Source organism: Thermococcus atlanticus (assembly GCF_054657855.1).
The window spans coordinates 94606-108710 of record NZ_BAAHXX010000001.1 but is presented as its reverse complement, the minus strand read 5'-3'; the positions used below and the strand labels follow the sequence as shown (position 1 = coordinate 108710).

Annotated in this window: 12 protein-coding genes; 4 read left to right on the top strand and 8 right to left on the bottom strand. The window is 50.2% G+C overall.

Annotated features, from left to right (window positions below; translation table 11 throughout):
* The first annotated feature begins 44 nt into the window (after positions 1-44).
* Positions 45-1730, top strand: a complete 1686-nt coding sequence (locus ACYQ27_RS00570; RefSeq protein WP_460040759.1) for a M1 family aminopeptidase — start codon at positions 45-47, stop codon at positions 1728-1730.
* Position 1731: 1 nt separating this feature from the next.
* On the opposite strand, the gene ACYQ27_RS00565 is transcribed toward ACYQ27_RS00570, so the two are convergent.
* The 3 genes from ACYQ27_RS00565 to ACYQ27_RS00555 all read right to left on the bottom strand — a co-directional run bounded on the left by ACYQ27_RS00565 (position 1732) and on the right by ACYQ27_RS00555 (position 4790).
* A complete protein-coding gene (locus ACYQ27_RS00565) occupies positions 1732-3501 on the bottom strand; it encodes a tRNA uridine(34) 5-carboxymethylaminomethyl modification radical SAM/GNAT enzyme Elp3 (RefSeq protein WP_460040758.1) in 1770 nt (589 codons plus the stop codon).
* A gap of 78 nt (positions 3502-3579) precedes the next feature.
* A complete protein-coding gene (locus tag ACYQ27_RS00560) occupies positions 3580-4026 on the bottom strand; it encodes a hypothetical protein (RefSeq protein WP_456453243.1) in 447 nt (148 codons plus the stop codon).
* Between the two features lie 47 nt (positions 4027-4073).
* Entirely contained in the window at positions 4074-4790 is a 717-nt protein-coding gene (locus tag ACYQ27_RS00555; RefSeq protein WP_456453245.1) for a hypothetical protein, read from the bottom strand.
* A 393-nt stretch (positions 4791-5183) separates the two neighbouring features.
* On the opposite strand from ACYQ27_RS00555, the gene ACYQ27_RS00550 reads away from it, so the two are divergent.
* Positions 5184-5936: a Nif3-like dinuclear metal center hexameric protein gene (locus ACYQ27_RS00550; RefSeq protein ID WP_456453247.1), complete on the top strand. Its 753-nt coding sequence runs from the start codon at positions 5184-5186 to the stop codon at positions 5934-5936.
* Here ACYQ27_RS00550 and ACYQ27_RS00545 read toward each other — a convergent pair.
* The 5 genes from ACYQ27_RS00545 to ACYQ27_RS00525 all read right to left on the bottom strand — a co-directional run bounded on the left by ACYQ27_RS00545 (position 5923) and on the right by ACYQ27_RS00525 (position 10819).
* On the bottom strand, positions 5923-6291 hold the full coding sequence (locus ACYQ27_RS00545; RefSeq protein ID WP_456453249.1) for a hypothetical protein: 369 nt from the start codon (positions 6289-6291) through the stop codon (positions 5923-5925). The genes ACYQ27_RS00550 and ACYQ27_RS00545 overlap by 14 nt on opposite strands.
* Before the next feature lie 49 nt (positions 6292-6340).
* Positions 6341-6997 (bottom strand): hypothetical protein, encoded by a 657-nt coding sequence (locus ACYQ27_RS00540; RefSeq protein ID WP_460040757.1) that lies wholly within the window; start codon positions 6995-6997, stop codon positions 6341-6343.
* 1 nt (position 6998) lies between these two features.
* Complete coding sequence (locus ACYQ27_RS00535; RefSeq protein WP_460040756.1) at positions 6999-7565, bottom strand: hypothetical protein; 567 nt, start codon at positions 7563-7565, stop codon at positions 6999-7001.
* Positions 7566-7606: 41 nt separating this feature from the next.
* Positions 7607-10342: an alanine--tRNA ligase gene (gene alaS, locus ACYQ27_RS00530; RefSeq protein WP_456453255.1), complete on the bottom strand. Its 2736-nt coding sequence runs from the start codon at positions 10340-10342 to the stop codon at positions 7607-7609.
* 222 nt (positions 10343-10564) lie between these two features.
* Complete coding sequence (locus ACYQ27_RS00525; RefSeq protein WP_456395749.1) at positions 10565-10819, bottom strand: hypothetical protein; 255 nt, start codon at positions 10817-10819, stop codon at positions 10565-10567.
* Positions 10820-11080: 261 nt separating this feature from the next.
* Between ACYQ27_RS00525 and ACYQ27_RS00520 the strand changes: the two genes are divergently transcribed.
* Both ACYQ27_RS00520 and ACYQ27_RS00515 read left to right on the top strand, forming a co-directional pair.
* A complete protein-coding gene (locus ACYQ27_RS00520) occupies positions 11081-12631 on the top strand; it encodes an alanine/glycine:cation symporter family protein (protein ID WP_460040755.1) in 1551 nt (516 codons plus the stop codon).
* Between the two features lie 48 nt (positions 12632-12679).
* Positions 12680-14086: an alanine/serine racemase family protein gene (locus ACYQ27_RS00515; RefSeq protein WP_460040754.1), complete on the top strand. Its 1407-nt coding sequence runs from the start codon at positions 12680-12682 to the stop codon at positions 14084-14086.
* Positions 14087-14105: the final 19 nt, after the last annotated feature.

The window sequence follows — 14105 nt, the reverse complement described above, 5'->3', positions numbered from 1 at the left end:
AAAGGTGCCAAAACTTTTAAATCTCCCGGAGCCAAGTTAAAATCATGAAAGCACGTTCTGCCGTGGTAATCATCGCGATGGTATCCATTGTGGCACTGCTTTTAGCATACACGCCGCTGACTGTTTTTGAGGGGATTGCATTTTCGAAGGCAGACAATGCAAGGCTCCTCTTTGAGAGTAACGACGTAATCGGCGGGGCAAAGGTTCATATCTCGCTCGATATAGCCTTTAACGGATGGAACGCCACAATAACCGGAGTCCAGGATGTTGAGCTCTCCCTAAAGTCGCCTGCTGTTGTCCCCCTCCTCTTCGAGAACTCGTCCGTTTTGAGCATGAAAATCAAGAGGATTGAGGTGAGCGGTGCGGAAGCGGCTTTAAATGCCTTTTATGATGGAAGATACGGTCTCATTCTACTCAGGATAACCCCAATTGAAGAGGTTCAGCGGATCAGGATATTCTACACCACCAATTACCAGCCCCTGCTGGATATAGACACGAGGGATCCAATTGAATGGGAAATGAAGGCAACTGAAGATTCCTTTTATCTCCCGCCTGAAGCCTACATGCCTGTTCTCCAAGTAAAAGGGAATTTCACAATGAATGTGAAGTCATATCCAAAAGGATATACTCTTGCAGGCCTTCTAAAGTTACCGAACGCTGAATACAAACCACTTCTCCCCCAGAATGCCACATTTCGTACCGGCGGGAGCAGGCTTTATATCCTCCTCGGAAGGTGGAATGTTTACAGAAAGAGCGTCGCAATAGGCGGGAAAAATGTGGAGGTAATAGCACTCACAGATGAGGGGAGCTGGGCTGTCGATGAGCTTGCAAAAATACTCAAAGTTTATTCTTCCTATCTCATTCCCTATCCCTATGATGATCTGATATACATACAGTTTAAAGGACATGGCGGATACAGCGGGCACGGCCTTTACGGTGGAGCGCTGGCAACTCAGTTTAATAAGGTGATTCCCCATGAGGTCGCCCACAACTGGTTCGGGGCATACGCAAGCCTCTGGATACTGAATGAACCCTTTGCCACGTACATCTCAGTTTCTCTGAACAATCTGACCCCTGAACGTGCGGATCTATGGGAGGGGCTCTGTTTCAGCTCAAAGAGAAGAACACCGATAGTTGAGATGAACGGGGTGGATATATCCCGGATTAGCGACACGACCGCAAACCTCTACTACCGCGGCGGCTTTGCTCTTCGCTCCCTTCAGTTCGTCGTTGGAAACAGGACATTCTTCAAAGGGTTAAGGGAACTCCTTGAGGTGTGCCACGTCAGGAACTGCACCAAAACTGAAGAAACGCCAAGCCTTTTCGAGGGAATCCTCGAAAACATGACCGGCGAGAACTTGGGGTGGTTCTTCAGGGAGTGGTTCTATACAGCGGATTATCCAAACTTCACGGTTTCCAATCTAACGCTCGCTCAAAATGGGGATTACACCCTAACACTCGGCATAAGCGAGGAAAACGGCTTTGCGATGCCCCTTGAGGTGAGGATTGTCACACCCGCGGGGAACATAACGAAGAGGATTTTCGTGAATGGATCGGCGGTTTTGGAGGTTGAGACCAAGGAGAGACCCTTAATGGTGATTTTGGATCCCAACGACTGGATCGCAAACGTCAACGGCTCATCCTACAGATTTAACTGGGAAAAACTCGCATTCGAGAAAATCAAGAAAGAGGAAATGGAGATCAGCGGAATAAGAATACTCATCAACTGATTCATGTGTTTAAATGCCCGTCGAACTCCTCACCTGCCACGAAGTCGGCATACCTTTTATCCAAACGTTTGCTCACATAGGGCCCGTCCTTTCTGTAGCCGAACTTCCTGTAGTAGCCCCTGACGCCGACGCCGCTTATGACGAGCATCTTCCTAACGTCGAACTCCTCCCTCGCTATCCTCTCGGCCTCGGCCAGAAGCTCCTTACCATAGCCGCGGTGCTGCCACTCGTATCTGGGCTTCCCCCCTATGGGCACGAGGGGTCCGTAGACGTGGAGCTCCCTGACAATGGCCGAGGGGATGCGGTTGATTTCCTTCCTGTGGGCCTTCTCGCTCGGTATCCTCAGCCTCAGGAAGCCTATCAAAATGTCGTTCTTAACGTCCTCGAAGCTCAGGAATACCTCATGGCCCCCGCTCGCCTCGTAGTCCTCCCTCAAAAGCTTTACATGCTCAACATCGGGCTCCACCCCGAACTTCTGCATCATGTGGCCGACTTCTCTAAAACGGATTTCTCTTGGGCGAATACCGCGCTTCACAAGCTCGTTAAACACAAGCTGGCCAAGGTTGGAGTGTTTGACCCCATCAACGATGAGCTGAACCGGAATGTCGCGCTGGATTCTCATCACCCTGACCCACTTGGGGAAGAGCTTATAGGCCTCAACTAAGAGTTCAAGGGCTTCCCCGGTGCGGTAGGGGCGGTATTTTCCAGATTTCCACCAGCGGTAGAGCGGGGCATCTGCAGTAACGAGGGTTGGATAAACCTTCAGCATATCCGGCCTGAAGCGGGGGTCGTCGAATATTATCCTGAACGCCTTTAAATCCCTCTCAAAGCTGCTCCCCGGAAGGCCGGGCATCATGTGGTAGTTGACTTTAAGACCTGCATCTTTGAGGAGCTGCGTCGCTTTAACAACATCTTCCACGGTGTGGCCCCGCTTAACGCGCTCGTAGATGAAGTTGAAGACGGTCTGAACGCCGAGCTCAATCCTCGTGGTGCCAAGCCTGAGCATCCTGTCAATTTGCCTTTCAAAAGACCAGTCCGGCCTCGTCTCTATCGTCAGGCCGACCATTCTGACCTTCGCCCTCTCGTTTCTGCGCTGCTCATCCTCAAGGTAGTAGTAGGGTTTTTTGTGGGTTTTCTCCCAGGCATTCCTGAACTTCTCATCTTCCTCAAAAACTGACCCATCTTTGTGGACTATCAGCCTGACGAGCTTTTCCTCAAGGTTTTCCACATCTTTGAAGTGCGGGAAGTCGTTCATCGCTTTGAATGCCTCTTTAACAAACCACTCCTGGTAGTCCAGATCAACTGCCGGGAAGGTTCCGCCCTGAATTATAACCTCCACCTTATCAACATCGTGGCCTATGTCTGTGAGCTGCTTAAGGCGGCGCATCATGATTATGTAAGGATGATAGGCGCTCTGAACGGCCCTCAAAGCCGAAGGCTCCTTTCCGGTGTAGCTCTGGGGGGAGCCGACGCTCGGCCCGCCGGGGCAGTATATGCACCGCCCGTGGGGGCAAGGGAAGGGCTTCGTCATCATCGCCACTACCGCAACACCGCTTATCGTTCTCGTCGGTTTTTTCTTCAGCAGTTCCCTGAACTCCCCTCTCCTCTCCTCCGGAATCGCCTTGAGAATGTCCGAATTAGCCGGAATCTTTGAGAGATGATACTTCCTTGATACAGCCATCTTATATCTGTTAAGCTCCTCCCGGCTCTTTATCTCGCCGTTCACAACCGCCCTCGCCAGCTCTTCAATGGCCCTCCTATAGCTGCCCATTCCAACACCTCTCGGCTTAAATTGATGGAGGGTTTTAAAAGGGTTTGTTTGTGAAAAATACAAAACGACTCTCCCAACTTAAATGTCGCTACCGATTATTCTCCATATCTTCCAAAGACCTATTAACAACACAAACAGGAGCACCGTAATTGCGACGGTCAAAGAAATTAAAATCACTCCAAGATAACCAGACGTAAAAGAAAATAGGTATATTAAAATGATAGATATCTCAATAAAAGCCAGCACTGAAACTAGAAAACATCCATCCAAATAATCTTTAAACAAACTCCGAAGAGCATCATGGTTTTTTTCACCCTTAGCCATGGGGGATATTTTCGATAATGCATCATAAATAATAGGTACAGAAACAAAAGGAAACAACAGAACTGCTACTGAATAAGCTAGTAGTACATTTAGTATATTAGAGTTAATGTTTACAGGACCAACTATCAATACAATGAGTGCAAAGGATATTATGGCCACCGAGATGCTAAGTATTATGCTTGTTCGGTTTTCAAGCATCATTCCACCTCCTCTAGGTACTGAATAATGCCATGAGGACATTAAAAAGGTTAAGAACTAGTTTTAATCTGGCTGATGACATCAGGAACCACACTTTTTAAAGTATTAATAGCATGCGTAGTACTTGTTGAACGATAAACATTACCATTTGCGTCTTGAGCTAATTCAAACTTCCTTTTGAATATTATTGCTTGTTTTTTCAGATCAATTTTTATCGGTTTTCCCACGTGTCCTCTACGAGCATATATCACAAATGACTTAGTAAAGTCATAAAATTCCTCAAAGATAGCCCAAAGCTCATCAAGGCTTATATCGAGTTCACCTCCCTTAGAACTTTTAAATGAAAGCCCCAATCTCTTAGGATTTGAACTAAACAAAGAGGCTAAGAGATTATGTGGGATATTTCTAGCGAATTGTTGGATAACTGAGTTAGATTCTAGCTCAATGTGGACCCGTTTTATGCTGTCATACCCCCACAATAACTCATGAACATCCCTAACAAAAAGCCGATGTGCTTTAATTTCGATATTTGAATTTCCGCCAGACTGAATCCAGAAATGTTTCAAGTACTCACATAATTTACCAATCCTCGGTGCAAAGAAGTTATACTCATGAAGAGCATATATCCCCCAATCAAACTCGAATAACAAGAAATGTGCAGGTTCAAATAGATACGTTCCAGAGGGCAGGTTCAAATATTGAGTTGCCCCGTTAGATGCGTCCAATGTCTCAGGAAGACCAGTTTCTCTAGCCCATCCAAACTTCAACCACACAAAACGGATAGAGTTTCCATTTACAAACTGTGTGCCAGTGCCATGTTGTGCCAAATACAAATAACTCACATTACTAATAGGTAACAATAAAGCGGAAGGATTGTTCTGACGCTGAACATTAAACCAAGACATTAGACTAAGGACATCATTAAAAGATATATTTCTCACATTCAACTCGTAAGTGTGGATACTTCTCTCTACCGAAACCATTACAAATCACCAAATACTTCAAAGTAATTAAGGATTTAAAAATATTGCCTTTTATTACCTTTATTTAGCAATTTAGTTAATGATAATGGATAATTAACATATTGTGGATGAAATTTTAAAGGGTTTGCGGGACATATTCAGTTACTGAATAATTCACCAAGTGAATAGGTGATAACCATGAACCGCGATGAGCTCGTTTCATTCCTCGACGAATACCTCAACATCTCCGCCTTTCCGGATAAATCCAGCAACGGTCTCCAGGTTGAGGGAAAGGAGGAGGTTGAGAGGATAGCCTTTGCAGTTGATACGACGCTGAAGACCATAGAGAAGGCCGCCAGAGGAAAGGCGGATATGCTTATCGTCCACCACGGCATGATATGGGGCGGTCTCGGCTATATCACAGGAATGCACTACAGGCGTTTGAAGGCGCTGATAGAGAACGGCCTGAACCTCTACGCGGCCCACCTGCCGCTCGATGCCCACCCAGAGGTCGGGAACAACATCGGGCTTTTGAGACTCCTCGGTCTTGAGCCTAAAGAGCCCTTTGGAGAGTACGGGGGCCTGAGCATAGGCTTCATCGGCGAGTTCGAGAAAGAGGAGCCCATCGAAAAAATCGCCCAGATTATGGCGGAGAGGCTCGATACAGCGGTGAGAACATACGAGTTTGGCAAAAGAAAGATAAAAACCGTCGGGGCTATAAGTGGAGCGGGAGCCTTTGCCCTTGAGGAGGGGAAGAGGAGGGGCGTTGACCTGCTCATCACGGGGGAATTCACCCACGCAGACTACCTGACCGCCATCGACCTCGGGATGAGCGTTGCTGTGGCGGGGCACTACAAGACGGAAACGCTCGGCGTTAGGGCCCTGATGGAGGTTGTCAGAGAGCGCTTCGGGCTCAGCGTTTTCTTCATAGACGAGCCTACCGGGCTGTGAGCTCCCCAATTTTTTCAACAAACTCCTCCGGCTGCAGTATTAGAAGCTTCATCTCAAGCTCTTCCTCAATGAATGAAGCAACCCACCCAAGCCGGGGCATCTTAAACGGATAAACAACCCACAGCTCGGGGAAGCCGGCACGGTGGGCTTTAACAGCATTATAAAGAACCCTCTGGCGGATCCATTTGAATGAATTCTCCAGCTCGATGGCGAGGAGCTTTTCATCACCCCTGAGAATCGCCAGATCAATTCTGCCTCCATCCTCGGTTCTGTACTCGGGAACAGCTCTCAGACCGAGTTCTTGAGTGAGGGAGATGATTTCCCGGGTTAGGGTTTTGACTTTGATAGCAATCACCTAACCAAACATCGTTGGAAAGCATAAAAACCTAGAGCATAAGCATAAATCACCTAAGATCCACTCTGCTAAAGATAACCAGTGAAAGGATAAGATAAAGTCCCGCCGAGGCTATGCCTATGAGTGCATCATCTGCAGAGAGCGTTCCGTAATCCAGCGTGCTTTGAATTGAAAGTGCCGGGATGAGGAGCTTCTCAGCAATGTTGGGAGATGTAATACCCACCATTGCCCCAAAGAAGACAAAGACAACACCGACTGACCAGAAAATCCTCAGCTCCCTGCCGAGGAAAATTGCAGGGATAAGGGAAAAGGCAGCCACGCCGAGGAGGAAAAGCATCAGTGCCGAAGCTGTCAGCAAAATCGTATGGGTATTGGGATAGTAGTGCCACTCGATGGGCGTTGCTATCACGGCAAAGAATACCGAAAGAAGCGCAACCGCCCCGAAGTGCTGAAGGAGCGCCGAGAACCTCTTGACTGGCTTCGACATTACGAGCGGCTCCCTAGGAAGCTCGGTAGCGTGAAACGCTATCAGAATCCCACCGAAAATGGTCATGAAGAATGTGTAGTTGCTGACCACAGTCTGGGGCGTCAGGACTTTGTCAGGATCGCTGAAAAAGCTCACAGTGTACAGGATAGCTATAAGGAAGAGGCCGTAGAGGGTCTTCGAGTGCAGATACTTCATGAACTTAAGCTTAATCAACCACATTTCAATCCCTCCATTCGCGTTTTTTCATCACGACGAGATAAAGCAGGGAGTAAAGGCCGATTGACATCAGCTGATAGAGAACACCGTGGTAGGAAGAAAGGAGAGGGTTCCAGAGTGAAAGGAGGGGGTTAAGCCGGAATAGGGTGAGGAAGGTGAGAAGGAAAAGAATCGGCAGGAGCGTCGAACGTTTCACCCCAACGCCAACGCTCCCGAAGAAAAGGCCCGCAGATACGCCGGAAACCACCGTAAGCACCGCGCTGAGAAAGTTTTTGGTGAGGACAAACGGGACAAGAGGAATCAGAAAGACGACGAGGTAAGAGAGCATCAAGCCAAGGGAGTACTCAAGTCTCGACACCGGATTTTTAAGCTCAAAAGCAACGCTTTCAAATGCTATCGAGCAGAGAGGGAATGCAAGAATGAATAGGAAGAGCGAATAAGTCATTGAGGGAGTAGTCGATGGAGAAAGCAACAAGTATCCCACTCCAACCACCAGAAAGACAGCAACAACCTTCCACAGGCTTAAAAGACGGGCCTCGATGAGCCACAGCAAGCCAATCCCCAGAATCAATAACGAAGAAGAATTTAAAAGGATTACTCAAAAATATAAAATCAGCCAAGCCTCTTCTTCACCGCTTCAATCGCCTCCTCCGCCTTGAGGATGTTCTTTATTTTACCCTGTGCGAGCTCCTTCCTTCCGCCACCGCCACCGCCCGCAACCGACGTTATAATCCTTACGAGATCACCTGCTTTCAGGTCAAGCCCGTCACCCACACTGATGACCACGGCATTTGTATCCTCGCTTATCAGGGCAACCACCCTTCCCGGCTTTCTGAGGCTTAATGCGGCTTCCCTCAGGTTGTCTATGTCACCCTCAACAACCGCCCCTATGAACTCAATGTTTCCAACCTTCTCGGCCTTTCCTTCAAGCTCATATACGAGGAGCTTCGCGAGCTCCTTCTTCAGCCTCTCAGCTTCTTTCCTTGCCTCCTTCCACTCGTTGAAGAATCTCTCGGCGGTCTCGGGGAGCTTTTCAGGTGGCACGCGGAAGACCTCGCTCGTCCTCTTGAGTATGCTCTCGGTCTCCTGCATCCAGTTTATCGCTGCTTCACCGCATGCAAAGATTATCCTCTCAACTCCGTCCTGTATCCTCTCAGTCCTCAGGATTTTAATCGGGCCTATCAGACCGGTGTTCGGCAAATGCGTTCCGCCGCACGCCTGAACGTCCCAGTCCTTGATGTTGAGCACCCTGATAATCCTTCCCGGCACAACTCCGCCCTGGTAAAGACGGAAGCCATACCTCATCTCGGCCTCGGTCCTCGGGAGCCACTCCCACCTGACGGGTCTGTTCTCCATCACAACCCTGTTGGCGAGCCGCTCTATCTCCCTCAGCTCCTCCTCGCTTATGCGCTTGTAGTGAGCGATGTCTAAGCGAGCCCAGTCGGTGTGGAGCTGGCTTCCTGCCTGCCAGACGTGCTTTCCGAGAACTCTAACTAAGGCCCCCATGAGGACGTGGGTTCCGGTGTGGTGGCGCATGTGCTGGATTCTCCTCTCCCAGTCGACCCTTCCACGGGCTTTAGCCCCTTCTTTGAAAGCTTCAGGCCTCTCCACCCTGTGGAGGATAACCTTTCCGACCTTCTGGACGTCCAGAACCCTAACGCCGTTCAGTTCGCCAAGATCGCAGGGCTGGCCCCCTCCCTCGGGGTAGAATGCCGTCTGATCAAGGATTACCCACTCACCGATTACCTTGAGGACGTTCGCCTCGAACTCCTTCATCATGGGGTCTTCATAGTAGAGGGTTCTCGTATCCGGAATATCCTGAAGGAGCTCAAAGTCCACCATTTTCCCTGCCTTTTCTTCTTTCTCCCCCGTTTTCTCCGCTTCCTTTGCCACGAGGGTGTAGAAGTTGTCGGGAATGTGAACCCTGATTCCCTCCTTTTCAGCAACCTCCCTCACTATCTCCGGGGTAAGACCGTGGCTCTCATAGAAGAGTATGAGCTTTTCAAGGGGTATCTCATCTTTTCCAGCTTTCTTCAGTTTCGCTATTTCCCTCCTCACGAGGTCGCTTCCCCTCTTAAGTGTCTCCTGATAGCGCTTTTCCTCGATGCTAACAATATCGAGGATTACATCCTCCATCTCCTTAAATTCGGGGTAAGTTCTGTGGAGGGCCTTGATGTGCATGGCCATTATCTCGCTCAGCGGCATCTGAAGACCGAGCTCCCTCAGATGCCTTATGCTCTTCCGTATTAACAGGCGCGCCAGATAGCCGGCCTTGACGTTTGAGGGAATAACACCATCGGCGAGCATGAAGGTCAAAGCTTTGGTGTGGTCTGCTATGGCGTAGATGAGCTCGTAGGGGTGCACTGCCTTTTCAAGCTCCTCAACGCTTATCCCCACCTTGTTTGCAACCTCTCTCCTGAGAACCCTGAGGTCTCCCATGTCCTCGATGTCGAACATCCCCGCTAAACGGGAGTTCTCCATGAGTATCCTTTCGTCTATCTTCTCTATCCCTGCCTCCTTCTTCAGCGGCTCTACGACGTAGCCCAATACAGCATCGTAGGCCGTAGGCGTCCCCTGGCTCATCCAGACCAGACGCTCAAGGCCGTAGCCCGTATCCACGACTCTGGTTTCCATCGGGACGTATTTATCGCCCTTAATCTCAACGATGCGGCTCGGGCTGGCATTTGGAGGAGCCAGCTTATACTGCATGAAAACGAGCGTCGCAACCTCCAGACCGCGATACAGAACTTCGAATGCGGGCCCCGCGTTTCCTCCCCCCGCCCACGGGTTCTCCTTGAAGGTTATGTCCTCTCCCTTCATGCCGAGGTCTTTTGTGAAGAACTCATATGCATACTCCACAGTCTCATCCATCCAGTAAATCGGCTTCCCCGGGTAGTTAAAGGCATGATGGGCCATCATCTCGAATATCGTAAAATGCCTCCCAGTTATCCCCACATTGTCTATGTCGGTGAACCTTATGGAAGGCTGGGAAATTGTCAGGGGATTTGCAGGGGGATCAGCTTCACCGCTTATGACCCAGGGCTGGAAGTCCATTATGCTCGCACCAACGAGGAGGACATCATCCCTCCACCTCGGAAGAACGGGATAGCGCTTAACCCTCCCGTGTCCGTGCCTCTCAAAGAAGCCTAAAAACGCCTCACGCATCTCCTCAAGGCTGTACTTCTTCGGTATCCCCGGCTTTCCTATGAAGGCATACTCATCACACGGCGGGTCTCCGCAGGTCTCTCTGTCCGGGTCGAGCGTCCAGAAGGGCTTGCCGCAGACCTTGCATGTTTTCCTGATCCATCCTTCCTCCTTGAACATGCGCGTGCTCATATCCATTGACATTTTTATCACCTTTCTACTTTCCAATCCGACAATCACAGCAACCTAAGCTATGATGAATCTCCACTTAAAAAAGGCTTTCGTTTGAAGTTAACTTTACCCGAAACGGGCTGGTGGTCTGCAGGTGTGGTCTTAAACCGGATGGTCTGGAGCGTTCGTGAGGGGTGAGGTCGATGAAAACGGGAGAACGTTTACTCACATCTCCCAAAACTCACGGACAGACCCTCACTCCTCCTCATTCAGGAATATGATGGGAAACTTCATCTTCTTCAGAAGCTCAACCATCCTCTCATACGTCTTTTTCTGCATCTCCAGCCTGTGCTGAAGGCTGAGATTCTCCGCCGCAAGCCGGTTGACCTCATCGTTCTTCATCCTCAGCTGGGTCTTCAGCTCGATTATCTCCTCCTCAAGCTCAACTATTGACCTTTCCAGCCGCTCTATTTCTTCATACAGCTCCCTGCAGAGACGCTCCCTTATCATTTGGGTCAGCCCCGCGAAACCTCTTCATCACTCAGGGGGCTCCAGACTCATCATCCCATCTTCAACTATTGTCCTGCAGGGTTATATTATTTGCCATGCCTGACGTATTGACGGATTCTTGAGGAGTTTTTCATATAACAATCAAAAGCCTTAAATATATTGCAGTACTTAAATTTCCTTTGTAAAATTCAGCTATATACCAGCGGCCTCTGTTTTGACGTACAGTAATTCAGCAGCGCACCACTACATGGAGGTGTTTGTATGGGAGCTGTGATGAACTTTATTAACTGGCTGGATGGTATGGTTTGGGGTCCCCCCATAATGATTTTGCTTGTTGGTACCGGGCTTTTCCTGACCATCGTACTGGGAGGAATCCAGATAAGGCGTCTTGGATGGTCGATCAGGTATACCTTCGGTAAGGAAGGAAGGGCAAAGACTGGAGAGGGAGATATCAGCCCGTTTCAGGCATTGATGGCAACGATTTCCGGAACAGTCGGTATAGGCAACATAGCGGGTGTGGCGACGGCAATTTACCACGGTGGCCCGGGCGCACTCTTCTGGATGTGGGTTACAGCCGCGGTTGGTATGGCCACGAGATATTCAGAGGGTCTCCTTGGTGTGGCATTCAGAGGAAAGCTTCCTGACGGCACAATGATTGGAGGTTCATTCAACGCCCTGGAAAGGGGATTCGCGGAGGTTGAGGTTTCGCCGAATGCAAGGTATCTCGCATCAATATTCATGCTGATATTCGCGCTCTTCATAGGCCACGACGCCACAAAGCTCGGCGGAGGACTGATGGTAGTAGCCTATATCATAGCACTGCTGTTCCTCATACTGGCATACTACCTCATCAGGGGCCATGCCATGGCCTCACTCGGAAAAGTCCTTGCAATACTGTTCTCAACTTTCGCGGCAATCGCAGCCTTTGGAATTGGAAACATGACCCAGTCAAATTCGCTGGCATTGGGTATGAAGGTTGCATTCCACGTGCCGTTCTGGGTTACGGGTGTTGCATTTGCCATCCTGACCTTCATAGTCACCATCGGAGGAATCAAGAGAATCGGTGAGTTTACAGAGTACCTCGTTCCGTTCATGGCAATAATTTACTTCATCTTCGCAATCGGTGTGTGGATCAAGTTTGCAGGTAAGCTGCCAAGCGCAATAGCGCTGATATTCAAGGACGCCTTTACGGGACAGGCCGTTGCCGGCGGTGCCATCGGTACTGTCATAAGATGGGGTGTCGCAAGGGGTCTGTTCTCCAACGAAGCCGGTTTGGGAACGGCGAGCATGGCGCACTCGGCCGCAAAGACTGACAACCCCTCAAGACAGGCCCACGTCGCAATGCTCGGTCCCTTCATTGACACACTCATAATCTGTTCGCTGACAGGAATCTCAATCGTCGCCACAGGTGCATACACCACAGGCAAAACGAGCACAGCCCTGACACAGGAAGCCTTTGCAAGGGCCTTTGGACATGCAGGCGAAGTTATGGTCGTTATAGGCGTCATACTCTTCGCATACTCAACGGTTCTCGCATGGAACTACTACGGAAGACAGAACATCATGTATCTGACAAAGTGGATTACCGGTGACCCCGAGAAGTTCGCAAGCCTCTATCCAAAGTTACACCTGGCGTATAACATACTGTGGGTCATATTCATCTACATCGGTGCAACGACCGTGCTTGAAAACGTCTGGACATTCTCCGACATGATGAACGGTCTCATGGCAATACCGAACCTGCTCGGACTTGTTGTGCTGTATACAGTCATCAAGAAGTACACCGACGAGTTTGTATCCGCACATCCATAAACCCCTTTCTTTTCTTTCCCAGTTCTGAAGCTGCTTGGAGGTGATTTGATGGCTTCTAAATCCGAGAAATCTGGGAAACCTGAATATCCAAAGCTGGTCACAGCTCCCCCCGGCCCCAAAGCCAGAGAGCTCATCGCGCGTGAGAAAAAGGTCGTTTCTCAGGGGCTCGGCGTCAAGCTTTTCCCGGTTGTTCCCGAGAGGGGCTACGGAGCTTTAATAGAGGATGTTGATGGTAACGTCTTCATAGACTTCCTCGCCGGAGCTGCTGCAGCCTCAACGGGCTACGCACACCCGAGGCTTGTAAAAGAGGTGCAGGAGCAGGTTGCAAAGATCCAGCACTCCATGATAGGCTACACCTACAGCAAGAGGGCCATAGAGGTGGCCGAGATTCTGGCCGAAAAGGCCCCCATAAGGGATGCCAGGGTTCTCTTCGGGCTCAGCGGAAGCGATGCAATGGATTTAACCATGAAGGTCGCACGTTTTGCAACGAGGAAGCCGTGGTTCATAGCCTTCATAGGGGCATACCACGGGCAAACCTACGGGGCGACATCCATAGCGGCATTCCAGAGCTCCCAGAAGAGGGGGTTCTCCCCGCTGGTTCCCAACGTTGTGTGGGTTCCCTATCCCAACCCCTACCGCAACCCATGGGGAGTAGACGGCTACGATGAACCGGATGAGCTCATAAACCATTTCCTCGACTACCTTGAGAGCTACATCCTCGCCCACGTGGTCCCCCCCGACGAGGTGAGCGTTTTGATTGCGGAGCCAATCCAGGGCGATGCCGGAATAGTTGTGCCTCCGGAGGGCTTTTTCAGGGAGCTGAAGAAGGTTCTGGACGGATACGGCATTCTCCTTGCAATGGACGAGGTGCAGACGGGTATCGGAAGGACGGGAAGCTGGTTTGCCAGCGAGCACTTTAAAGTCGAGCCCGACCTTTTGGCCTTTGGAAAAGGCGTCGCCAGCGGAATGGGACTGAGCGGCGTTATCGGAAGGGTCGAACTTATGGAGATGACGAGCGGTTCGGCACTGCTGACGCCCGCCGCAAACCCCGTGATTTCAGCCGCAGCATATGCAACGCTGAGGATAATCGAGGAGGAGAACATCCTTGAAAACGTCCGGAAAGTCGGAGATTTCATCATCAATCGCCTCAGGGAAATGCAGGAAAAGTATGAGGTCATAGGCGACGTCAGGGGGAAGGGCCTGATGATAGGCGCCGAAATAGTGAAGCCCGGCTCGAAAGAGCCCGACCCCGAGCTCACGGGAAAGATATGCTGGCGTGCCTTCGAGCTTGGCTTAATACTTCCAAGCTACGGCATGTTCGGGAACGTCATAAGGATAACGCCGCCCCTCGTGATCACGCAGGAACTGGCTGAGAAGGGCCTTGAGATTATGGAGCAGGCGCTGAAGGATGCTCTGGCAGGGAAGGTGGCGCACAGGACTGTCACGTGGCACTGATACCTATATTGATGAAGCC